The sequence below is a fragment of the Olivibacter sp. XZL3 genome, from assembly GCF_004368405.1.
Taxonomy (GTDB): domain Bacteria; phylum Bacteroidota; class Bacteroidia; order Sphingobacteriales; family Sphingobacteriaceae; genus Olivibacter.
Window position 1 is genome coordinate 1 of the sequence record NZ_SBJH01000016.1, and the last position, 24,842, is coordinate 24,842.

The window sequence follows — 24,842 nt, forward strand, 5'->3', positions numbered from 1 at the left end:
TCGCTAAACTTACTTCTTTTCATTACCCCTAAATTATAAAACTACATTAATAATCGTAGCTGTTTTAAGGGAAGATTACAGATGGAAAATATTTCCAAATAAGTTTTAATAGAAAAAAGCGAATATGATCGATAGGAAAAGACCCATGCTTAAACGGCCGGATGTGAAGCTGAAGATGAGGTTTAATGACAAAATGGTTGAATTCTTCGGTGGATTACTCCTGTTGTCCTATTGGGGATTTGTAATATATTTTCAGCAGCTTATCAACGGAAAAGTCGCCACGCACTTTAATCTTGCCGGAAGTCCGGACAGTTACGGCGAGAAAGAGACACTTACAACGCTCCCTGCCTATGCGACCGTGTTGTACGGAGTTTTAACGCTGGCAAGCTTCTTCCCCCGTTACCTGAACTACCTTGATGAAATAACTCCCGAAAACGCAGAGTTCCAATACCGGAAGGCTGCCACCAACCTGAAATTATGGAAATTTCTTGTCGTAGCCGTATTTTTATTGCTGAGCACACTTAGCGTAGCCAACTCGGAAGATTACCGTAATTCGGCTTTCAATTGGTTAATAAGTTTATTACCCTACGTGTTTATGGCCCCTATTTTTTACTACTTGTTCACCAAAAAAAGTGGGATGTAGGAAAAGGAGTGCTATTTTGCTTCGATTTCGGCTTCGGTGGTTATTTTGATTTTGAAGAGCTGTTATACGGATGAACAAATTGGTGAAGGGAATGACCTTTCTGAAGGCCATCTGTGAGAAATGGTACTCGAACTACAGGATGTTCCTGAACTTGTAAACGCAAGGTAAAGCTATTGGTGGCCCCGCTCTTTTAACTCATATATACGCGATAACCAAAGCTATTATAAATGGCAAAGAAAAAACAGCCCAATAAAAGAATTTGTCGCGCTGGGTCGGTTCAAACTGAAAGCGATCAGTCAGACCTGTCTCTTTTGAAGCCCCCGCTATGTTAAAGATCACGTGATAACATACATAAAAGATTAGGGATATTAATACGATGGAAAATAGATATCTGCCACCTTTTTTTGCGCCCGCAGACTGACCAAAAAAAACATCAAACATGTCCATAAAAGGCTCTAACAAACCTATAAGCCGGAGCAGAATCATTGTTATTGCTGTAAAGGATCCTGCTATCATGCCAATGGCACTAAGCCACGGAAGAGACATTTTTTTATTTGAGTGGTGTAAAAAACATACATAAAAGTATTCGTAAATAAATTTGATCATATCATTCCTCACTTTTTTCGGCTGACCAGCCAATAAGCCGGTCAGCCGAAAAAATGTATTTTTTGTTATCAATTCTGTTTAGATTCTTGATAGAGATCATATACTTGCCACACGGTTAGTACTATTCCAGCAGTAAAACCAATCCAGCCGGTTACATCGCAATCCCTAACAGAAGTAGGTACAGAACCGCCACAGCAAGGAAGCCCAACGAAGCACGAACAGCGCCGATACCGCTTTTACAACGAAAGCACCCCAGAAGCTACCTAAGACATCCGCCAGAAAATGAGAAACTCCTCCTCAAGTCCACATCTAATCCACCTTATCCCCGCCTCAGGTCCACCCGTCATTTAGTATAGGTATAACGGCCCTCCTATGTTCCTGTTCTTCCATTGCTTCGGAGCAGTTCCAAGGAATATCCGCCAATAAAAGCCCTACTCACTAGTTCAAACCCGCTTCTGCCAAAAGAATAAGGAGCGCATTTTGAATACCGACCTTCCCGTCTTTATTCACAAACCATTCGCCGAGGGAATGCGCTCCATGGGCCAGTCCACCACCACCGATCGTTATCGACGGGATTCCGAGTGACAAAGGCACATTGGCATTCGTAGAGCTTGCGCTAAGTTTAGGCGTTCCGCCGCTCTGCTGGATAACGGCCATCATCCGTTGTGTAAGGGGAGCGGTTAGTTCTCCGCCCCCAGAGGGTCTGTTCCCCATCATTTTCACTTCCAATGTCAAATCGTTCCCAAATTTCTTCCCCTCGTTCACCTCTTTCAGCGCCTTCTGTAAAGCCGATTGAAGGTATCCATCCACCTTTTGCAAACGCTCGTCGCTTTCCGAGCGCATATCCACTTCCATCCAAGCCTCAAAAGGAATAGAGTTTACCGAGGTGCCGCCTCCGATCACACTTACGCTGTATGTCGTCTTCGGGCCGGGTTGCGCAATATAGGCCTCGGCATCCTGACTCCAATAGGCAATTGCTTTACCCAATGCAACATGCGTATTTACCATTCCGAAACTGCCATAAGAATGCCCACCGTCACTTTTATAGGCGATATGGTAACGGTGCGATCCTACCCCTCTATTCACAATCCGATCGGTGGAAGTACCATCAATGGCGATATGCGCATCAATTTTTAATCCGTCTTTGCCAAACAGCTGCTTCATGCCCCTTAAGTCGCCCTGGCCCTCTTCCCCTACGGTTCCGGCAATCAACACATCGGCTTCGGTTTGAATTTCTACGGCGTTCATCGCTTTCAGCATGGTAAGCAATACCGCCAGCGCGCGGGTATCATCGCCTATCCCCGGCGCAGCAAGGGTGTCTCCGCGGGTTTCCACCTTCACGTCTGTCCCTTCAGGGAAAACCGTGTCAAGGTGGCCTTCAATGAGGATAGTCTTTCCTCCCTTCGCTCCTTTACGTTTTGCAATCACATTACCCGCTGCGTCTATCCAAACAGAATCAGCTCCCACAACACGTAACATCTCAGCAAATTTTTTAGCACGCCGCTCCTCTTTAAAAGGCGGCGCCGGAATCTCCGTCAATAAGATATGGTTGGCCCTCGTTTCAGCTTCTAAATCAGCAATCGTTGCAAAGGCCTTTTTTACCTTCGCGTTGCTGCTAAGCTTGACAATTTCTTTAACATATTGCGGTTGTGCAAGACTGTCTTGGCGATCAGCACGCATGTACGCCGCTTCCACTTGAGAGACACTTAATGTAAGCATAAGCGCGATAAAACCGGTCGCCTTTACTTTCTTGTTTGGATTCATGATCAATGTTTAGGGTTAATTAATAAAACGTTCAAAAAACTCATAGGTCCGCAGCATCTGATCGATCCGCTGCCTATTATCTCCACTTCGGGTAATTTCATGTGTGGCTCCCGGATGCCGTACGTACTCTACCGGTCTGCCCAATACTTTCAGGCTTTTATAGAGCATTTCGCTCTGTATCACTCCGGTGCGCAAATCCTGTTCACCATGAAAAATAATATAGGGAGTCTTTATATTTTCGACATAATTGATGGGCGATTCCCTTTCAATCACCCGCATGGTTCTCTCTTCCCAAGGATATCCGCCAAAGTAATTAGGCACCAGCCGCCAGGCATTTCCCTCGCCGAAAAAGGTTTTTAAGTCGTATACGCCACGCTGGCTGCATGCTGCTTTAAATCGCTGATCGTGCCCGATAATCCAACTTACCAAATATCCGGCGTACGACCCACCGGTAAGTAACAGCCGACTGGTGTCGGCCCAACCTTCGGCTACCGTACGGTCTAAAGCCTCTAAAACATCGGATGCGGGTCCCTTGCCCCAATTATCCATGTTCGCCCTTAGAAATTTTTCACCGTAGCCGCCAGAACCTCTCGGATTGCTGTACACCACGCCGTAACCCTTCGCACAAAAAAACTGGTATTCGTGCCACATACTACTTTCGCCAGGCCCCCACATTGCACTTGGTCCACCGTGAATTTCAAGCAATAGCGGATATTTTTTTCCTTCCTCGAAATTTACCGGCTTCATCACCCAATATTCAACGTCCATTCCCTCATCATTTTTAAAAATGTGCTTTTCCGGTAAACTCAGCTTTTTCCCGTTCAGCCAATTTGTATTGAACGAACTGACGACCTTTGCTTGTTTCATGTTCAGGTCGGCCACGGCTAACTCACAGGGATTTTCTACGCTCGTCTTGGCGTAAACCAATGTTTTCTCGCCTATCACATAATCATCAACCCCGGCATCTTCACTCGAAAGCTTTTCCAATTTTGTTCCTTTCAGCGAAAATTTATAAAGTGGAACGCCTCCATTACTTTGCGCGGTGAAGTAGACTTCCTCTTCTTTCGGCGTCCATTTAAAATTATTCATATTTCTATCCAAGGGAATAGAAATCAGATCCCTACCATCCTTTAAAGCTCTCACAAACACTTTCGGCACATTAGGTGTGCCTACCGCCGACTCGCTATAGACGAGGTATTTACCAGATGGAGACACCGAGCCGATTCTAAACGAACGCTCTTTTTCTCCTATCAACGTTTGCTTGCTACCACCCCTTAGGTCTATTTTATAAATGGCGCTCTCCAAAACCCGGTCAGGAAACTCTGTATCATTCAGCTTCGCGTTCACCAACACTTCGTTGTTACTGCAAAAATATGGATCGTTATAGCTGTTGAAACCGGAGGTCACCGCTTTTGGCTTTGTCGGCGATAATCGGTTCGATACATCGATAACAAAGAGATGCGAAAACTGCATATCGCTCGACGTGGAGGCCTCCCCCTGAAATTGCAGCTTGTTAATTACTTTTGCTTTATGCGCGCGTTCATTCTGCCTGAGATAAGCCCTAATTTCAGCCATATTTCCATTGGGGTCGGCTTTGTCTTTCGTTTTTCCGAGATAAGTATTATCTGAAAATCCGGGCTTCTCACTCAGCCACAAAGGGAATTTATCGGGCGAACTTAATAGGCTATCGGCTAACAGCTCATCTATTTTTATCGAAGCGGTGAAGATGATCTTTGTCCCATCCGGGCTCCATTTTGGCTCAGTGGCTCCATATTTGAAGTCAGTAAGTTGCATGGGTTCTCCGCCCGATAAGGACATTAAGAACAGTTGCGATTTGCCTTTAACTGTCCGAACGAAGAGAATATCTTTACCATCTGGACTAAAAGTGGGTTGACTTGCCCTTTGCTCGCTATAGGTAAGCTGCCTCAAGGTGTAGGGCTGTTCGTTTTTTGCCATCCACAGTTGGTTGTCATATTCGTAGTTACCAGAGTCGCCCTCCCTTTCCTTAATCTTCTGAAGATTAAAAAGAAGAAGCTTCTTATCTGTCGAAATGTCCAGATGGGTGACACGCTGAATTTGAAGCATATCTGTTACTTCAATGGACGGCGAAACCTCTTGTGCAGAAACCGCAGCAGCGATAAGGAATGTAATTTTGAATACAAGTAGTCTTTTTATCATAATACGAATGAATTACGACAGGAAAGTAAGGAAAAAAGACAAAAAAAGACCGATATGTACTTTGTTTTTTACAAAAACTCAGTGTTTTTTGATCCCGTTTGTCGCCCAAGCGCAATAAACCGTCATATGATTGCATGAAAGCAGGGTATAATAAGCCACTTCATGCTTATTGAGCATCGAACAGTATTGACACAACAAGAGGGGATGAGGAAATTATAAGGAGATAACCATTACGGCCAATGGAATTTAAAAGCTAGCCTTTAGCATAAAGCAATAAGCCTAAAGCTAAAGGCTAATAGTCGAAGCTACTTCAATATGATCACTTCGACTCTTCTGTTTTTTTGCCGGCCTTCTGCGGTACTGTTGCTCGCTACCGGTTTGCTTTTACCATAACCCTTGGTTTTCACATTCGCGTCGTTTAATCCCAAGGAAACGGCATAGGCCTTTACGGAAGCGGCCCGCTTTTCCGACAACCATTGATTGTAATCTGCTTCACCGGTTGAATCGGTATGGCCGTTAATCTGTATCTGTGCGTTCGGATAATTTTTGTTAATATAAGCCACCATATTCTTCATCGTTACCTTTGCTTTTTCGGATAAGTAAGAAGAGTTGGTTGCAAACAGAACATCCGACTCGAAAGTTAGTACAACGCCTTCGTTCGTCCTGGAAACGGTACCGCCTTCAATTTCATCCGAAGGAGTGGAATTGATAACCTCCGCGCCATCATTCACAATGAGTTTTTTGCTCTTACAACTTGTAAAAAATGCAGCTGCACCTAATGCAACAACCAAAACCAATTTGTTAATTTTCATCGATATTCATTTGTTTTTTAATGATGATGAAACTTGCCTGAGCGGCTTGACTACTCCTTCTTTTTTGAATAGTAATGCCTTGGCAGCTCTCATCGATATACGTTTATTTCTAGGCCCTCTGCATGTATCCGAACAACAATTATAGCCCGTTTAACAAAGGGTAAAATAACTCAAAAGAAGCATGAAAAACAAACTTTTCGATAAAACATAAACGAATTAGCGTTTACCAAACAAAAGTTGCGACAGACTCCCCTGGTAAACTAAGGCTAGCATACCGTTTCGCGTCTTCAATCGTAAAGCTTTGCTCTTGCGCGGCTTCATTTACCACAATTAACACCTTTTTTCCCTGCGGTGTTAAAAATGCAGCATTCGGCAAACTGTCGGCCAGCGTGGAGGCAATGCGTTTGGAGCCGGTAGGCACAAACTTAGAGGCATGTCCGATAATATAAAAAGCGACATTACGGCTCACCTGATCGCCATCGATCGTCAAGGCTCCCAAACAACTTGTGCAACCGCCATCCGGCGTATGAGGATTGTAGTTCGCGTCTGCAGCCAAATTCCATTCAAGCACATTACGGCTCCAATTGCGCGTGGCTCCAATAATAAGGGTAGAAACATGCCACTTTAAGTCTTCGGCAAAGTTTCCCGGCCCTCCTACCCATTGTTCCGTAAAGTAGAGATTCTTATCCGGGAATGCGTCGTGCACCGTTGATAGCGCCTCGATTTTACCGCCGTATAAGTGAAAGGCCGCGCCATCTACATATTTTGAAGCCTCTTTATCGGCATAAATTTCCATTGGGTAGTCGGGCCGATCCGCATTGTGATCGTAAACAATTATTTTAGTTTTAATACCGGCAGCCTCAAACGCTGGTCCTAAAGCCGTCTTAATAAACAGCGCTTGGTCCTTTGCTTCCATGTACATGCTAGGCGTATTACCGGGATGCAAGGGCTCGTTCTGAATGGTAATGGCATCTATCACGATACCTTCACTTTTCATAGCCTCAATATATTTAACGAAATACTGCGCATAACTTGCATAGTACTCTTTTTTCAAGCTCCCTCCTTTAAAAGCACCGTTCGTTTTCATCCAAGTAGGAGCTGTCCAAGGTGAACCCAAGATTTTGATAGCCGGATTGATCGCTATGATTTTCTTTAACACCGGTATGAGTGACTTCTTCTCCTCGGCAATGGAGAAGTGTTTCAGCGAGGGGTCGCTTTGCCCTGCCGGCATTTCGTTATAGGTAAATGTGCTGGCACTTAAATCGGAGGCGCCAATACTTACACGTAAATAATTTACCCGGATGGCTTGCTCTTTATCCGAAAAAAGCTCTTCTAACAAACTATCCTGTTTCGCTTCCGGCAGAGAGGCTATCAGATCGGCACTTCCGCCAGTTAGCGTATAGCCGAAACCATCGATTTCCTGAAACGTTTGTGTTGAATCTAGGGATATTCTTTTCGCTGCGTTGTCTTGGTCTGTAAAGGAAGTCTGAAGTTTTTGTAGTAGCGCCGATCGATCGCCTTTGGTTAAATAATAAGTTATTTTATCACCATCAGCCTCCACCTTTTCTTCGCTCCTCTCTTTTGACGCATTTTGCGCACAAGACAAAAGCGAGAGAAAAAAGAGTAAGGTTAAAAGTTGTTTATCAAATTGCATAGCTAAAAATTAAGCAAGCTGTCTCGCAGAACCGAGACAGCTGATAGAAAAATTAATATCCTGTATTTTGGGTCAATTCTGTATTTCGATCTATTTCCTGCTGTGGTATTGGCAATACTAATTTCTCAGCAGTCATATTATAATTCACCGGTTGATTTGTCCGTAAATCAATTTCATTCAATCCGTTCATTACTTCGACCGCTAATCCTGCACGCTTCAAGTCGTCCCACCGCTGCGCTTCCTGACATAATTCCAGTCGTCTCTCTTTCAATATCGCCACACGTAAATCCGTTTGGCTAACAGCTTGCGAAGGCGTAATCTGCGCCCTTTGGCGAATTTGGTTCAAGGCCTCCCTAGCTTCGACCGTCCTACCTAATTCATTTAAGGCCTCAGCCTTAAGCAAAATAATATCGGCTAACCGTAATAGATATTGCCTGTTGGAGCTGGCCCAACCACTGGCATTTTTCCATTTATAAGCAAAAGGAACTTCACTCCCAGCCTGATTTCCCCAAAACTCGTCCAACCAATCTACTTGCTCAAATAAGATGCTACTGTTTTTTCGCACCACATCCGATTCACTGTCAAAAGCATTTACCAGATCATGGGACGGTGTGACAAATTTCCGCCAAGTATCGCCACTTAAAGATGGCGGCAACAACATTTGCGGACCAAAATTGCCTTCGGGAGCGCCCACATATTGAACCTCCAAAATCGACTCGGCGTTATTATAATGTGCCCCGTCGAACAAGGCCGAAAAATCGTCGAGCAAACGGTAGTTTGCAGCACTGTTTATGACTTCATCGCAGTAAGTCAGCACACGGTTATAGTCTCTATCCGGCCGTTGCGCATGAACTTTTGCCAACAAAGCATTTGCTGCTCCTTTAGTGGCCCGCGCTTTGTTAATACTGCCCTCATCAGAAAAAGTATCCGGCAGCATCGCCGCAGCCTGCTCTAAATCCGCTATAATTTGATCATATACTTGTACCTCTGTCGACTGCGGAATAATATATTCTTCCGTCTTACTGGCCTCAACAGGTACCAGGATCAATGGCACACCGCCAAAAAGCTTTACCAAATTGAAGTAATGAAAGGCCCTGAGAAAATAGGCTTCTCCTAAAATCTGATTCCGCCGATCTCCCGCATCCAACTGTGGATCCTCAATACCGGGCACCTTTTCCAAAACGGTATTTGCCCTGGCAATCCCTCCATAAATCTGCCCCCAGTTGGTAAACAAGCGACTATTAGTAGGTACGATTTCCAATTTGTCAACTGCAAATATTTCGGGATTGTCTCCTCCGGCATAATAGTTATCAGAGATGACATCACTGAATATGACATTATCCCACACGTAGTACTCCTGCTGCAGGGCATCGTAAGCGCCTGTCAATGCAGCCTCCGCCTCCTTTGCGGTCGTATAAGCGTTCTCGTTAGTAGCTTCGGAAATCGGCGCGAGGTCGGTAAACTTATTGCAGGAAATAAGGCTCGTCGCGAAAAGGGCGAGCGCCATACCAACGGTTATATATCGTTTTATCATGTTCGTCTTTCTTTAAAATGAAACATTCAAACCAAAAATCACATTACGGGTTTGCGGATAAGTACCGTAATCAATTCCCACAAATGTATTTTTATTCTGTGTGCCATCATTAGTATTCGTAAATGCGTTGACTTCCGGATCAAAACCCTTATAGCTGGTGATCGTGAACAGGTTTTCGCCGGTTACATATACTTTCACATTGCTTAGTTTTACTTTGCTAAGCCAGGTTTGCGGCAAATTATAGCTCAATGTTGCCGATTTTACCCGCAAGTAAGAGCCATTTTCAACAAAGCGGGTGGAGTTGCGGGAATTATTGGTATTATCCGGAACGGCACGTGGTATCTCCGTCACCTGCCCTACCGACTTCCACCGGTCGAGTACAGCTACCGTTTGATTTTTCGCATCGATCATCCCTTCGGTTTCTACCCGCGTGCCGTTATAAATATCGTTTCCTTGGCTGCCTTGTAAAAAGATACTGAGACCAAAATCTTTATAACTGAAGGTATTGGTCAATCCGTAAATGAAATCGGGGTTCGGGTTCCCTATAATCCGACGATCATCTACCGAAGGCGTATTGGAAGTCGTTCCGTCATTCCTCAGGTATAAGGCATCCCCTGTTTGTGGATCTACTCCTGTGAACACATAGCCATAGAACATACCGATCGGATTGCCTACGGTAGTATAACTCAAATCTCCTCTTCCCGAAATGTTTGCACCAAAGACCGTTGTTCCTGCTAAATCGGTCACTTTATTGCGGTTGATCGATAAATTCAAATCGGTCTCCCATTTGAATTCGCCCACTAAATTCCTGGAGCTAACCTGAAACTCCAAACCTTTGTTCTCTAAAGCACCCGCATTTTGCAATACATAATCAAAGCCTGTTGCGCGAGGCACCGGAACATTAAGTAATAAGTCGTTTGTCTTCTTCAGGTACGCATCGGCGCTAAAATTTAGTCTTGCTCCCAGTACACTCAGATCGACACCGATATTTGTTTGCTTGGTTTCCTCCCATTTCAAATTATCATTCTGTAAGGTTGACGGTCGGGTACCCGGTGATATGGCACCGCCAAAGGGATAATTGGCGTCGCTCGCTACTCTACCCCAGTACGCATATTCCCCCACGTTGTCATTTCCTACAATTCCCCAGCCCGCGCGTAGTTTCAAATCATCTAACCAAGAAACCTCGCTTAGGAAAGCTTCTTTTGATAAGCGCCATCCAGCAGAAAAAGACGGAAAGTACCCCCATTTGTTTTCTGACCCGAAATTGGAACTGTTATCAGCACGGAAGTTTGCAGTGAACAGGTATTTACCATCAAAGTCGTAATTTACACGCCCAATAATAGACGCATTCGCTTTTTCCCGCTTGGCGACATTGGCGATACGTATTACAGAACCGGCATTCGGGGTGGTAATTGACGTGCCTGAGAATCCGGTACGTTCTATTTCACTGTTTTCCCATTGCGTTTTCTGGGCCACCATCCCTAACAAAGCGCCAAAGTTATGCTTGTCAATCTGTTTATTGTAAGTGAGGGTATTGTCGGCTATCCAATAATTCCGCTGATCGGTATTATAGCGCCCGATTCCTTCTTGCGCACGCCCATAACTGGTTCGAATTGGATCTAGGAAATACTCGTATACGCCACTGCCCGCATCAATACCAAAGTTGCTACGGAATTTCAGTCCCGGTAAAAAAGTCACTTCCGCGTAAGCATTTCCGATAACGCGTTGGTTTCTATAGCCTCTCTCGGAGCCGTCTGTAAAGGCAATCGGATTTTCCCAATCTTGAAAAGGATTGCTGGTAAAGGTGCCGTTTGCATTGTATATACCGATATTTGGCGGAGTAGACAGTATGCCCATAATCACGCCCCCTTGGTTCACCGCTTGATTGTCGGCAACATCTACGTCGTGATAACGCGTATAACCTACATTGGTACCGAGCGTCAGCCAGTTGTTCACCTCCTGTTGTAAATTGACTTTAAAGTTATAACGGTCCATCTCCGAGCTCCGAACCGCACCTTTTTGTTTCATCCAGCCACCCGAGATGTAATAATTCGTTCGGTTACTTTTTCCTGAAAAGGCCAACTGATAGTTCTGTGAAGCACCCTTCTGAAACACTTCGTCCTGCCAGTTCGTATTTTCGGTGTACCGGTCCCAATCTGTATTCCTCCCAAGCTCGGTCATGAGTTCCCGATATTGAGTGGCATTCAACACATCCAATTTCCGCCATACGGAGGAAAAACCGGTATAAGCATTCAAATCAACCCGCGTTTTTCCTTCCTTTCCTTTTTTGGTTGTAATCAGTACAACACCATTGGCTCCTTGTGCACCATAAATGGCCGCCGAAGAAGCGTCTTTCAAAATCGACATGCTCTCGATATCGGCCGGGTTAATCGAGCGCGTATCTGCAATAGGAACGCCGTCTACAACATAAAGCGGATCACTACTGGAAGTGATCGAACTGGTTCCACGGATTCGAATATTGAGTCCTGCGTTAGGCTTACCCCCCGGTGAAGATACCTGCACCCCAGCCGTTTTACCTTGCAGGATACTTCCAAACTGCGTATTGGGCCGGGATTCAAAGGCCTCCTGCGAGACGACGCCTACCGCTCCTGTAATATCGCCTTTTCGTTGCGTACCATAACCAACAACAACTACTTCATCCAGTTCTTGGTTGGAGGGAAGAAGTGTGACTTCCGCAAGGCCCTCACCCTGCACCGCTTCTTCCTTCATTTGGTAGCCGATATATGAGAAAACCAAAACAGCATTGCGGGGAGCCCGCAATGTAAACTGGCCATTTCCGTCGGTCGTTGTACCACCTGCTCCCCCCTTTACCCTAACAGATACGCCTGGCAGGGCCTCCCCAGACACATCTTTTACCACACCTCGCACGCTTGATTCTTGCGCGTACACAGAGGTGAAGGCAAAAAACAGGAAAATCATTAGTAAAAAATTCCTCGACATAGTTTAATAAATTGGTGTAATTAAAATTGTTTATTGTTAGCTGGCATATTCCTTTCAAATGCCGAAGCAAATATAGAGAGGAAATTTGTTAAAAAACAAATACTAAAACATCTAAATTGCTGATAATTAGTATTTTACAATAAAATTGATACGCTTTAATACCAGAAGCGATTACCATTTTGACCAGCTGTTTTTCAAGACGTTAACGAGTTAAACAAATGATGTGTACAAAACACACTATGATACGCTTCCTTACCGCAACGTTTTTTTATAAATTTAGCAAAACAGTTTCGCGCGCTAGAAAAGCAGTTCGCTCCAACCTTGATCGTTCGACTTACTAAAGCCGAGCTTCTTTTCTTCTATTTGCTGTTTTATCTTTTTGCTATACGCCCAGCAGGTGCTTTGTCTGATGGCTAAAATGTCGGATAATTTATGGGAAGATATTTTTCCCTTCGTGGAGTATATCAAATAAATGAGGTAAAAAGATTTATTGATGGGAATGCGAACATTTTGTAGTAACGTATGTGCCGTAGGGGATTCTTCGTAGCCGCAGCTCGTACAACGTCGACTATAGGGCAAGTGCCCCGGATAAAAGGTATTTGAAGCGCATTTCTTACACTGATAGCCCTTTTGCCACTTTAATTCAGCTAAAAATTTCAGGCAACTTTCTTGGTCGGGATAGAGCTTACTGAATTCTTCAAATGGAACACCGGTTGAAAGGACCCGGGCACGTGTCACCTGTTCCACGTTTTCTTTCAATTCTTCGTTGTCCTTATTAAGTAGTGCATTGATGCGACTTATTTCGTCACGCTGCTCCTGAAGCGTTTGATTGGCTGCAGAAAGCGCTTCATTTTGCCTCGCTATAATGGCTGATTTCTCCAAAAGCTCCTGCGTCCGCGCTTTCACCTTCGTCTCCAGCTCTTTATTGATATTATCTTTTAGCTGCTGATTGATTTTCATTTGGTTAATCGTAAGCTGTTGAGCTCGATCGCGACTATATTTAAGTACGCGCACTCGGTCGCCTATCGCAAGCGACAGAAAGGTCATTTCCATGATAAAGCAGAAACTTAATATGTAATAGGAAACCACCCCGAAATTCAACCAGGTAAATCCGAGCATAATCAGAAATTTGACAAGGTAGCCGAAGAACAGGAAACCGTAGCCGATTACAAAGTAACGGGCAGGGCGGTAGCCTGTCAACCAAATATAAATTCCCGAGCCAAATGCCACGACGAGTGGAATTGCTTCCAAAAATTTATAATTGAAAAGATTCTTATCGAAAAATAGGCAATAAGCAAAAAACAGCAGTCGTAAAACGATAACGGAAGAAATGAACCTGTGCAGTCGTGGTGCTTTCCGCTGAAGTAATAACAACCGTTGGGTAAACAGTAAGGCGGATACACTCATTAAACATAAAACAACACCAAAAGCGAACTGATTCCAATTCGACAGGCCCGGCCACAGGTATTGGTACGCTATACCATCCGTGCACATCTCAAATAGTGCAACGCATAACAGGTAACAAACATAGTAAAGATAGGCTCTTTGCCTTACGGCAAAAAACATAACCATGTTGTAAAAGCAAAATATAAAGATCATACCATAGAATACACCAAAGCTGAAATACTCACCCAACGCATATCCCACGAAATAATCGATAGATCGGAGCACAACAATCACATCGGCCAACTGGGACGATTTGATCCGGAAATAATAGTCGTATTCTCCCTGTAGTTCGTCATATAGCGGAATAACAAAATTCTTATGTTTAAAAGGCCGTGAAGAAAAGTTTAGCTCGTCTCCCAATAGAATCCGCGTATAGCGGTCTGCACTAACGGGAATGTAGGCGTCGATCTGGTCAATGGTTTGATCGAAAAACTCCAAAACAAAAAGCTTTTGCTTCGTATCCTGATGATTAATGCGTAGCTTATACCAATAGTAATCGTTTATTTTTGTATTCTGAGGTGTGCTGCTTCTGTTTAGGGTAAACGCCGAATCAATAGATGACTTTCGAATTTGATTAAAAGTCAACCGCCCTGTGGTGTCTATTAAAGTTTTCAGCTGACCAAAGGTGAACATATGCTGGCGCAAACTGTCTGTAAGCACCACCGACTGCTGTGCATGCATATGGAAGGAAATTCCGCATAAACTAACAAGAATCAAAAATCTGGTAAGACGCAACCATCGATCAAACATAAACAAAGATACAGCTTCCTGACATAACGTTTTTTAACAAACCTATTTTTAAATCGACTGTTGTATAGTAGTGATTTAAGAAAGATATTATGAATAAGGATAAACCGAATATTAAGAAAAACGAAGAGATTCAAAATGACCAGGCTGATAGAGGCAACATAGAGAATCTACGCTATAACGAAGAGGCAGACAGCTTTGAGTACGATATTGATCCGGATACGAAGGATTTCCCTAACGAGGAGCGGGAATATCAACACGAGGACCCTTATGACACAGCGGCTCCACAAGGGGAAGATGATAATTCCGATTGGGACGAAGCAAATCAATATGTTGGAGACGAGTATGACCCAAACAAATCACTCGAAACAGATGTGGAAAGCCTAGGTATGCATATTGATAGCGGAAAAATAACCCGCCTCAGTAAAGAAGACGAAAAGTTGGCCGAAACACCGGAAGATGAGCGCGATGATTTAGATGAAGAGGGCTATCCAAAGCGGGAACCATAGAATCGTTGTTAATGCGAGTTAATCGAAACCTAAGTTAAACTCCTGCCTCAATTTATCTACCAAGGGATTTTTAGCAAGCATCGCTTGGTATTTTTCTTGGTTTGTGTAGGGTTTACGTACCACATTCGTTTCCGCTTGCACCGGAATGAGGTCAATGGAGAAATTTTTCAGTTTGACTCGCAACTCGTTCAGTATATCGATCTTTGAAATAGATAGCAGATTTTCCTGAATCGCGTTTTCTACAGTTACTTCTACTTTAAAGTCGTCTCGAAGTTTTGGAGGGTTCGCCGTCATTAAGGTGAAAAGCGTGATTTTGCTTTCTGCTTTCGCCTTGTCAGCGAAGGCATGCCACACTTTCAAGAAATCATCGTAGGTAAAGGCTTGCCTATCCGCACCCGAAATATATTCCGGCTCGGCATTCGAATCCGCTTCCTTTTTGTCTTTGAATACGTCATTTAAGCTCGGAACGGATGCCGACAATTTCATATCCCTAAAGCTTGGTATCTTCACTTTAGGCTGCACCGCGGGTTCCTGCGGTGTCGGAGCTGCAACTGGATTAACAGGTCGCTCCACTGGCGCCTGCTCTAAGGCTTGCTTTGGTGTTTCCTTGGTTAAAGACGAGCTTGCTGAAGCGTCTGTGTTTAAGGTATCAGCTTTTTTTTTACCGGCTCCGGCCGGTTAGTCATTTCAATGGGTAGTTTATTGAACTGGATGGCCGACAGGATATGACACATTTTCAGTAATGCAAGCTCTACCTGAAGTCGCTGGTTTTTACTGGTTCGATAGTTAATCTCGCATTGATTGGCGATATTTAACGCGGAGAGTAACAACCCTACTTCTGCCTGTTGTGCCTGTTCTAAATAACGCTGACGGATATTTTCGCTGACCTCCAGCAATTTGAGCGTGTTGGCATCCTTACCCACCAATAGATTTCGAAAATGGGAGGCCAAACCCGAAATAAAATGACTGCCGTCGAAACCATTGCCAAGTACTTCGTCAAAAACCAACAGTGCATTTACCGCATCTTCGGATAAAATGGCATCTGTCAACTTAAAATAATAGTCGTAATCTAAAATATTCAGATTGTCAATAACAGCCTGGTAACTGACATTTTTATTGGAAAAACTGACAATCTGATCGAACATCGACAAGGCGTCGCGAAGCCCCCCATCCGCTTTTTGCGCGATAAGATGTAAACCATCTTGATCGTAAGCCACCCCTTCTTTGGTGGCAATACCGGCTAAATGCCGTGCAATATGCTCTACTTTAATCCGATTAAAATCAAAAATCTGACACCGCGATAGGATGGTCGGAAGTATTTTGTGTTTTTCTGTGGTTGCTAAAATAAAAATGGCGTATGCCGGCGGCTCCTCCAACGTTTTCAAAAAGGCATTAAAGGCCTGTGTGGAAAGCATGTGTACCTCATCAATAATGTAGATTTTGTACTTCCCTGTTTGTGGAGGAATCCGTACTTGCTCAATCAAACTCCGTATGTCATCCACTGAATTATTAGACGCCGCATCTAATTCATGGATACTAAAAGAATTACCGTTCTGAAACGACCTGCATGAATCACAGGTGCCACAAGCCTCTACTTCCGTTGTTAGATTCTGACAGTTGATTGTTTTTGCTAAAATACGGGCACAGGTGGTTTTCCCCACCCCCCTTGGTCCACAAAACAGAAAGGCCTGTGCCAGTTGACTATTCTTAATGGCATTCTTAAGCGTTCCAGTAATGTGTTGTTGTCCAACTACCGTTTCAAAGGTTGAAGGCCGATATTTACGCGCAGAAACAATAAAATTATCCATCGATGCGAAGGTACGAAATTTAACGTGAAAATAAACGGCATGACGCTCTTGCTAACACGCCAACGGACGAGGGCCACTCAACTCATGGCAACGCAACGAATTCACTTACTAAAAGACGAAACACCATAGTGCAAATGGGTTTAAAAAAAAGTTTGCTATTTTTTGGGGACTTAAACTTATCAGCTAGACGGACATCTATTCTATGAAAAAAGGCGCCTCAAAAAATGAGGCACCTTTAAAAAGACCAATCTTATATATCTTAAAAGTTGTAACTGTAACCAATCGTAAAAGTTCGTCTTGGTCTACGCAGCGAATAAATCTGATCAGTTGCCAGGTATTCTTGATAAACACTAAGACGTTTTGCATCCAAAAGATTATCTACTTTTAGATTGATGGTACCCGCTTTAAAATCCTTTCCAATTCTTTTAGAAACGTTAAAGTTCAAACTGTTAAAAGGCTTTGCATATACATCCGGACTGCTTGTGGCACCGATAATTTCCAGGGTTTTACCTTGCACATTATAAAATGCCCCCGCTTCTAGCCCGTTGTCTACATTATTATAGCTCAATCCAGCATTAATCAGGTAAGGCGATTGCCCTTGCAATTGCCGTTTTCTAGAAATCTCTTGCCCTTCACGCGCAAAAGAGAGGCGTTGTGAGTATTCATTATCTGTCATTTCAATCTCCGACTCAACGACCGAGACATTCAGATTTAAACTCAGATTACGGAGACCTTCCGAAATAAAGCCAAAGTTTTTTCGCGCTTCTACTTCAAAGCCGTATACATTTGCTGAAGGAGCATTACGTGGTGTAAACTGTGATGGAGCAGAACCTGAAAAAGCTTGCAATTCTATTGGATCGGTGAATTTTTTGTAAAAACCACTTACCGCTACCATCTCTGCCTGATCACCGAAGATTTCATAGCGCAAATCGATATTATTGATGTAGGTTGGTTTTAAATCAATATTACCTAAGAAACGCGTATCAGTCAAGGGGTCATAAATTTGGATTACAGAAAGCTCCTTAAAAGAAGGTCTTGCGGTAGTGCGCGAATAAGAAAGACGTAAATTATGGTTATCAACTACATTATACACCAAATTCAACGAAGGAAACAAATCAAGTTTATCAATCGTCTTTTCATTATCGTAAACATCCGTCCCATCAATGTCTTCACCGGTAAAATAAGAAACATATTGCTCCCCTCTTAAACCGACAATAGCCTTAACATTTTCTGCAGGCTTGAATTCGCCTGAAACATAGAGTGACCGTGTATGCTGAGCAGCTTCAAACACATTAGCAGCCTGATAGTTCCCCGTCATATAGACCCCTCTATTAGTTTGCGGCGTCCAGATATTTTCAGGTAATAAAAGCCGATTCGGATCGCCGTCCAGTGAAGCAAAGTCGAAATTGACACCGTACAGCGTATATTCGTTAATCGAATAATCACGGTGCTTATAACTATACAGACCACCGAACTTGAGCGACGCGTCGCGATTGAACAGCTGCATCTTTTTGGTAAAGTCAAGTTTGCCCACTACATCAAACTCCTCGAGATCCCGCCAAATGCGACTTGGCATACCCGTTCCCGAATTCATCGTAAAAGTACCGTTCCGATTTACTAAAAAAGTAGAAGTTCGTATATCTTTGTCACCTACCTTCGCCAAAGAAGGTGAAACTTTCCATTCGGTAATAAAATTAGCGTCCTCGTTACTATGTTTACCACTTAATAACAAGTTAGAAATCGAACGCTGACTGTAGTTTAGTGTATGCTTAAATCGGTCATCGGAATTAGCGATCCGCACGGTCTGATTATATAGAGCGGCACTAGACTCACCATTTTGGATATGCAATAAATTTAAGCTGTATTTTGAACGATCGGTTTTATAGTTCAACCCCAACATTCCTGACAAAAGCACATCTGTTTCGCCTAAATCACCGAAATTACGACGGTCCTCACGCAGCTCCGAACTTTGATCCGACTGATTTGGTCTCCAATAAATTCCGTTTTCAAAGCCTTCGTAGAACAAAGTAGTTCTTCTGTAGTTTACTACACCAATCAGACCTAATTTGTTACCCCAAAGGTCATACTGATTATTATAGTTAAAGCCCAAATTCATATCCGGCAAGTTATTCTGCTTCCGTTCAGCCGCCATTAAGGGATTGAATGATCGCGTTACGCCTTCCAAAGCTTCGTTATTACTGCCGGTACGCCTTGGGATACTGTATGTCTTTGCAACGGGAAGTTTGCGATCACCATTGTCGAATCCAAGAAAGTCCGTGCCACTTCCCTGATAGGTCACAAAATTGTCCTTAAAGTGCATATTCGGATTATAACCCAAAGAGAACGAAAGACCTATTTCCTTTTCTGCGGGGATATCTTTGGTTACAATATCAACGACACCACCGGTAAAATCAGCGGGCAATTCTGCTGAAGCAGATTTCATAACCACCACATTTTCCAACACTCCGGTAGGAAAAATATCCATTTGTACGGTGTTCTTATCAGGGTCCAGACCTGGAATATCCACACCGTTAAGAATAGATTTAGTATAGCGATCACCAAGACCTCTGACATATAAATACTTTCCGTCTTGAACCGAGACACCGGGAACAACGCGCACGGCGGAGGCGATATTACTTGCTCCTGAACGCACAATGGCTTGTGAGGACAAACCATCCATTACAATAGCCGAATTCCTACGGACACCCAAAAGCGAGCTTTCTGTATTACGTCGGGCCGAAACGGAAATCACCACTTCTTCCAATTCTTCGGAAGAAGAAGTCAGGGCAACATTCACTGTTGTCGCTTTCCCTGCTTCTACTTTCACATCTGTTATTTCTTTACTCGCATAGCCGATATAACTAAAGCGAAGCGTATATACGCCTGGAGCCAATTGAAGCGTGTAATCTCCTTCAAAATCTGATTTTGTAGCTTGTGTGCCACCTACTACATTCACACTTACCCCCGGTAAGGGAGCATTCGATCCTTCATCCACTAGTTGTCCATGGATACTGCTTTGCTGTGCGAAGAGCAACATTGGCGTCAACAGAAACAGTATAAGTGACAAAAAATAAAACTTGTTCATTAATGTTTTAGTTAAAATAGTATGGTTTCCATAAAAAATCCACCTTCCAGTTTACATCATGTGCTTGGAAGATGGATTCGGATACTTTTATGAAAATAGTCGTTATAGTGCACCTACGCCCAAAGAGCTTGTATAAGTCCAGCCGAAAACAGATAAATCAGCTCCACCTTCTGTGCCCACAGCTGCATTGTTTGTGAATTTGCTTGCATCAGCTGCCGCATTTTCAGCGGAAGTAAATAAACCTGCAATCGTCACGCCTTCCGGAGCGTTCAATACCCAGTTGGAAAAGGTCAATTGATCTGCATTTAAGTTCGCTGCGGTTTCTGCATCGTTTATATTAACCGTAGAACCGGTTGCATTGATGTTGGTCACAAAAATGTTTTCCAAGTGTCCCATTGCTCTGCTACGGAAATCAGCAATCAACTTGCTTTCGAAATTACCCATATCAATGGTCACGTTTCGCATAGTAAATAAACCAGTAGGATTTCCTTCCGGTCCGTCAATTTCCAAACCGCTTCCCGAATTTTGGGTCATCAAAACATAAGCATTGTTAATGGTACCTGAATAGGCTTGATCAATATCTAAACCATCATCTTGTTGACCATAAACAAGTACATTAGTTACATTAACCGTCCCACCAAACCATTCAATACCATCATCATTGTTTGAAAAGATTTCGATGTTTTCGATCGTTGTTCCGCTACCTACACCACCTAAGGTTAAACCTTGGATTTCGCTGTCATTTTCTAAAGCTACACCACTATAACGAATAGAAACATATCTCAATACACCGGAGTCATCTGCGGCATTCGTTCCTCCATATTCACCGTAGCTAAGGCCTGCAGGAATTCCCTCTATATATGCTACGCCTTCTGCATTAGCTACCGAAATAGGCGCATTACCCAACAAAATAACACCTCCCCATAGTCCGGCACTTTCAACAGGCAGGGTACTCTCTTTTTCACCAACTCCAATTCCATCATCAACTGAAGTAAAAATGATCGGATTTTCTGTAGTACCTTCTGCCAGCAGTCTACCGCCACGGTCTACAATTAAAGCGGAAGCATTAGCTCCTTGTTCACCCTCTGCCTTAATAATCGTACCAGGTTCAATAGTCAAAGTAACACCTTCATTCACAACAACACGGCCATCTAATATATAAATATTGTCAGCTGTCCAGGTTTCATTTTCTGTAAGAATGCCCGACTTCACAATCTCTTCCCCTGGCTCTGTTGGCGGCGTAGGTGTCGGATCGTCATCGTTACTACAGCTCGCTGCAAAGCCTAGCACAAAAACGCTTAAAAAGGGTAATAAAAACTTTTTCATAATGTGTAATTTAAGATTATTCTGTCCTCGTTTTTTTTACAAAGAACCTCCTTTAATGTAAAGTGAAGATGTTTTTTAAATCAATTTTTTATTATATAAACATTAATATAATATTAAAATACAAGATAATATGCTAGTATACAGACACATAAAAAAGAGGAAAGAGTAACCACACATGCGCTTTTTCTTAACATAGAGAAGAAATTCAATCATAAAGTTACGTTGTCCTTATCAGTTGATGATCAGCAAAAAAACAACAAGCACTGCACTTGCTTGTTACAAATCTTATACTTATCTTTGCCCTCCGTTTTATGCGGATTTTACAATAACAAATTTTTTAACGAAATGCAACAATACGAAACCGTAGTAATTCTTACCCCGTTGTTATCAGAAGAAGTTGCGAAAGAGGTAATTACCAAATTCAAAAACATCCTTACTGAGAACGGAGCCGAAATTATCCACGAGGATAATTGGGGTTTGAAAAAATTGGCGTACCCTATTGAGAAAAAAACAACAGGGTTCTATCACCTAACAGAATTTAAGGCTCCGGGTGAAGTAATTAGCAAACTGGAACTTGAATACAAACGTGATGAGCGCGTAATGCGGTTCCTTACCATTTCATTGGATAAGCATGCGATTGCTTACAATGAGAAAAAGCGCAGTGGTGCTTTCAATAAAAAACCTGAAACGAAAACTGAGGAGGTAGCAAAATAATGGCAAAAGAGCAAATTCAATACGTTACTGCCCCTAAAGTAGAGGATAACCGTAAGAAATATTGCCGTTTCAAAAAGAATGGTATTAAATATATCGATTACAAGGATGCAAACTTTTTATTGAAGTTTGTAAATGATCAAGGTAAGATTTTACCTCGCCGCCTAACCGGAACTTCATTGAAATTCCAACGTAAAGTGGCACAGGCTGTGAAACGTGCACGCCATATTGGTTTGTTACCTTATGTAACTGATTCATTAAAATAATCTGGAGGTAAGAACGACATGGAAATTATTTTAAAACAAGATATTAAGAAGCTTGGCGAGAAAGATGATATCGTAACAGTAAAAAACGGTTACGGTCGTAATTACTTGATTCCTCAAGGTTTGGCAATTTTAGCTACGCCTTCAGCCAAGAAAGTGCTTGCAGAAAACATTAAACAAGCACAATTTAAACAAGAAAAGATTAAAAAGGATGCTACCGATCTTGCTGCTAAACTAGAGTCTGTTAAATTGACAATAGGCGCTAAGGCAGGAGAAACCGGTAAGATCTTCGGATCGGTTAACACCATTCAAATCGCTGATGCTTTGAAAAAAGAAGGCTTTGAGGTTGACCGCCGTCGTATCACCTTTGATGTGGAACCAAAAGAACTTGGCGAATATACCGCTAACTTAAACTTACACAAGGAAGTGAAAGTACAAGTTCCTTTTGTGGTTGTAGCAGAATAAGGATCCTCCTAAGAACAAAAAGGCCCTACTCCTCCCGGTGTAGGGCTTTTTTTGTACGTCTAAAACAAAGGTTATACTTATTGGTACTTAAGCTTATACTTTTTATTCTTCCGGTAAAACGACATCCTTTCTTCGGTTTTCCGGACTCACTATTAATTTTTTGATTTTCCCATTCTTCACTTCCACTTCAACGGTCGTCCGCTTTGGGGCATGCAGCTTGAACACTACATCACAGGCCAACGGCCACGACGGAAGCACATAGATTTTATCTCCTACGGTTTGCAACAACATTTCCTGCAAACCGATCATACCCGAGCCGCCCCAATTATGGTCGGGCACCCAATCAAAACCCGGCCCCCAGAACGCAGGAAATCGACGAGGTGCATTGCTTAATTTTAATCGATTTAATCGTAACGCTTCATCGGTTAAGCCGAGACGAGCAGCGAATATGTTATCCTGCTTCCAACCTAAATGGCTTCTAAACTTTACCGCATCCGGATCGAACCAATAGGTATTACGAGCGGTGTCCAGTCCACTCTTTCCAACACCATATATTCCCCAAGGAAACACCGGATACAGTTGAGGCGCTTCGGTATTATTTACGCGTTCCCATAGTTTTGCAGGAGCCAATAGGGTATGGCTTTCAATGGTCCTATAGCTTAAGGGGGGGATACGGGATAATAGCTGTTTCCATTCGGCCTTTCGTGAAGGAAGCAATAATGTATCAGAAAGCGCTAACAATCCTTCCGTAACGGTTTTCAAAGCGGCTATGGTGGAATTTGCATTGTAAGCCATTTTATAGGTTTCGGCAGCCGATCCGGGATAAAGCACAAGATGTTCATCTCCATCCAGAGCCTTCCGTCCTCTCTTCTTCGCTAGGTATTGATAATGTTCATCAAAAAACTGTAAACAGCTTTCTATTAAAGGTACATATGGACGAATATCAGCACCGATATATCGATGGCTCTCCAATACCATCATGCAGAACTCCAGCACCGTGTCCCACTGATATTCCAACCAAGCATTATACTCCATCCCCCGATCAAAATCGGCCGGCCGCTTCCAACCATATTCAGCGGGGTTCGGCAGGCCAAAATTTTCGATTTGCTCGGTAAAGCTAGCGCCCTTGTGCCCCCAATAGGTCTGCGTCCGTAGCGCTGCGTTCTTCAACATGCGTTGATAAAATTCGAAAGCAGGCTTCATTAAATCCGCATCGCCACTCTTTAGCATGGGCCAGTATACCAAACGTTGATTTTGAGCCGTATGGGTGCCTCCACCCCAGTTTCTGAAATCAGGGGTATAGGTCATTGCCGTATCTATCCTCGACGGATCATAGGTAAAAAGTCCGCCATTAAATTTCGTTGGATACTCACCGTAGGCGTTACAAGCAAGCATATACCTAAACAACTGATAATTCCGGGCCATTTGCCAATCAACATCGCCAGTATCTTTGTTCCCCGGCTTGATGCAGATATAACTTCGATCCCAAAAATCCCTCCACCATTCTTTGTTTTTAACAGCAGCCTCTTTGTCTTTCTTCGTTTTAGCCAAGAGCAACAATTCTTTCTTCCAAGTATCTACCGATTTTTCTTGTTTTGTGTGAAGGTAAATTTTGATTGATTGTTTTTTTGTTAGTTTTTCGCTCTTTAGACACCATCCCTTATAATCTGTATCTTGGTATTTGCCTGAAGTTTCACCGGCTTGCTGCATGCCTTCACCAACTAGGTATCCACCGAAAGTTAAGTTCGACAAAGGATTGAATAACTGATTTTTAACACGATCCAAGCCCTGTTGTTTCACGGTTACATCAAAAACAGTACTGTCCCCATTTCGGTGATAAAATAAAATCCCATTAACACCTTCATAATCTACCCTATCCCTTTTTGTGATGACATCACCAGGTGGCGCCCATTTATAGGAATTTGTGTTATTTTCCTTACCCTTGGTAATACGATCTTGATGTCGCCAATTTTCGTAAGTAGCTGTTACTTGCATCGGTTTATCAGCCGTAATGTCTACATGAACGATCGGTGCAAACACCTCCACCCACAAGTTGATCTTTGCCGAAATCTCTTCATTCTTCGCTTCAATATATACGGCCCCCTCCCGAAGCTTTAACTCCTGTTTAAAGGTGCCACCATGAAATGGATTAGGAGATAAGCGCAATCTAACGCGTCCTAGTTTCAATAATGTATTGTTTTCGTCGAAGGTTCCGCTGCGCGCCATGTAAAACAGCAGCTCATCGTTTTCGGACCACACGTTGAGGCCGACGTCCCCCCCTCCACAGGGCATCGATTCACTCGAATTAACACTCTGGCTATTCCATACAA

At 43.2% G+C, this 24,842-nt stretch carries 15 protein-coding genes and 1 pseudogene; 5 read left to right on the forward strand and 11 right to left on the reverse strand.

Translation table 11 applies throughout. The features are described from left to right. Positions 1 to 124 precede the first annotated feature (124 nt). The gene (locus tag EPX21_RS05585; protein ID WP_134088688.1) at positions 125 to 643 is read left to right on the forward strand and encodes a DUF1648 domain-containing protein; all 519 of its coding nucleotides are present in this window, start codon (positions 125 to 127) and stop codon (positions 641 to 643) included. Between the two features lie 1,044 nt (positions 644 to 1,687). Here the strand turns inward: EPX21_RS05585 and EPX21_RS05590 are convergent. The 7 genes from EPX21_RS05590 to EPX21_RS05620 form a co-directional block, all read right to left on the reverse strand. Continuing rightward, complete coding sequence (locus EPX21_RS05590) at positions 1,688 to 3,013, reverse strand: M20/M25/M40 family metallo-hydrolase (RefSeq protein WP_134088689.1); 1,326 nt, start codon at positions 3,011 to 3,013, stop codon at positions 1,688 to 1,690. A gap of 15 nt (positions 3,014 to 3,028) precedes the next feature. Beyond that, positions 3,029 to 5,191, reverse strand: a complete 2,163-nt coding sequence (locus EPX21_RS05595) for a S9 family peptidase (RefSeq protein ID WP_206106007.1) — start codon at positions 5,189 to 5,191, stop codon at positions 3,029 to 3,031. A 305-nt stretch (positions 5,192 to 5,496) separates the two neighbouring features. Next, positions 5,497 to 6,003, reverse strand: coding sequence for an OmpA family protein (locus EPX21_RS05600; protein ID WP_134088690.1), 507 nt, complete (start codon positions 6,001 to 6,003; stop codon positions 5,497 to 5,499). Positions 6,004 to 6,226: 223 nt separating this feature from the next. Continuing rightward, complete coding sequence (locus EPX21_RS05605) at positions 6,227 to 7,657, reverse strand: glycoside hydrolase family 30 beta sandwich domain-containing protein (RefSeq protein WP_134088691.1); 1,431 nt, start codon at positions 7,655 to 7,657, stop codon at positions 6,227 to 6,229. 52 nt (positions 7,658 to 7,709) lie between these two features. Continuing rightward, positions 7,710 to 9,191: a RagB/SusD family nutrient uptake outer membrane protein gene (locus EPX21_RS05610; RefSeq protein WP_134088692.1), complete on the reverse strand. Its 1,482-nt coding sequence runs from the start codon at positions 9,189 to 9,191 to the stop codon at positions 7,710 to 7,712. 12 nt (positions 9,192 to 9,203) lie between these two features. Then, a complete protein-coding gene (locus EPX21_RS05615; RefSeq protein WP_134088693.1) occupies positions 9,204 to 12,152 on the reverse strand; it encodes a TonB-dependent receptor in 2,949 nt (982 codons plus the stop codon). Positions 12,153 to 12,449: 297 nt separating this feature from the next. Further along, the gene (locus EPX21_RS05620; RefSeq protein ID WP_240768532.1) at positions 12,450 to 14,279 is read right to left on the reverse strand and encodes a 7TM diverse intracellular signaling domain-containing protein; all 1,830 of its coding nucleotides are present in this window, start codon (positions 14,277 to 14,279) and stop codon (positions 12,450 to 12,452) included. 158 nt (positions 14,280 to 14,437) lie between these two features. Between EPX21_RS05620 and EPX21_RS05625 the strand changes: the two genes are divergently transcribed. After that, positions 14,438 to 14,854, forward strand: coding sequence for a hypothetical protein (locus EPX21_RS05625; protein ID WP_134088695.1), 417 nt, complete (start codon positions 14,438 to 14,440; stop codon positions 14,852 to 14,854). 18 nt (positions 14,855 to 14,872) lie between these two features. On the opposite strand, the pseudogene EPX21_RS05630 reads toward EPX21_RS05625, so the two are convergent. The 3 genes and pseudogenes from EPX21_RS05630 to EPX21_RS05640 all read right to left on the reverse strand — a co-directional run bounded on the left by EPX21_RS05630 (position 14,873) and on the right by EPX21_RS05640 (position 21,073). Next, positions 14,873 to 16,662, reverse strand: a pseudogene (locus EPX21_RS05630) (DNA polymerase III subunit gamma/tau). 259 nt (positions 16,663 to 16,921) lie between these two features. Next, positions 16,922 to 19,747, reverse strand: a complete 2,826-nt coding sequence (locus tag EPX21_RS05635; protein WP_134088696.1) for a TonB-dependent receptor — start codon at positions 19,745 to 19,747, stop codon at positions 16,922 to 16,924. 102 nt (positions 19,748 to 19,849) lie between these two features. Next, positions 19,850 to 21,073 (reverse strand): hypothetical protein, encoded by a 1,224-nt coding sequence (locus EPX21_RS05640; protein WP_134088697.1) that lies wholly within the window; start codon positions 21,071 to 21,073, stop codon positions 19,850 to 19,852. A gap of 345 nt (positions 21,074 to 21,418) precedes the next feature. On the opposite strand from EPX21_RS05640, the gene rpsF reads away from it, so the two are divergent. Genes rpsF through rplI form a run of 3 tightly spaced genes read left to right on the forward strand, consistent with a single transcriptional unit; the run spans position 21,419 to position 22,512 of the window. Further along, complete coding sequence (gene rpsF / locus EPX21_RS05645) at positions 21,419 to 21,787, forward strand: 30S ribosomal protein S6 (RefSeq protein ID WP_134088698.1); 369 nt, start codon at positions 21,419 to 21,421, stop codon at positions 21,785 to 21,787. After that, the gene (gene rpsR / locus EPX21_RS05650; protein ID WP_013665626.1) at positions 21,787 to 22,050 is read left to right on the forward strand and encodes a 30S ribosomal protein S18; all 264 of its coding nucleotides are present in this window, start codon (positions 21,787 to 21,789) and stop codon (positions 22,048 to 22,050) included. Before rpsF ends, rpsR begins: the two co-directional genes overlap by 1 nt. A gap of 18 nt (positions 22,051 to 22,068) precedes the next feature. Beyond that, positions 22,069 to 22,512 (forward strand): 50S ribosomal protein L9, encoded by a 444-nt coding sequence (gene rplI / locus EPX21_RS05655; protein ID WP_013665625.1) that lies wholly within the window; start codon positions 22,069 to 22,071, stop codon positions 22,510 to 22,512. A gap of 102 nt (positions 22,513 to 22,614) precedes the next feature. Here rplI and EPX21_RS05660 read toward each other — a convergent pair whose 3' ends face one another. Continuing rightward, positions 22,615 to 24,804, reverse strand: a complete 2,190-nt coding sequence (locus EPX21_RS05660) for a DUF5703 domain-containing protein (protein WP_240768533.1) — start codon at positions 24,802 to 24,804, stop codon at positions 22,615 to 22,617. Positions 24,805 to 24,842: the final 38 nt, after the last annotated feature.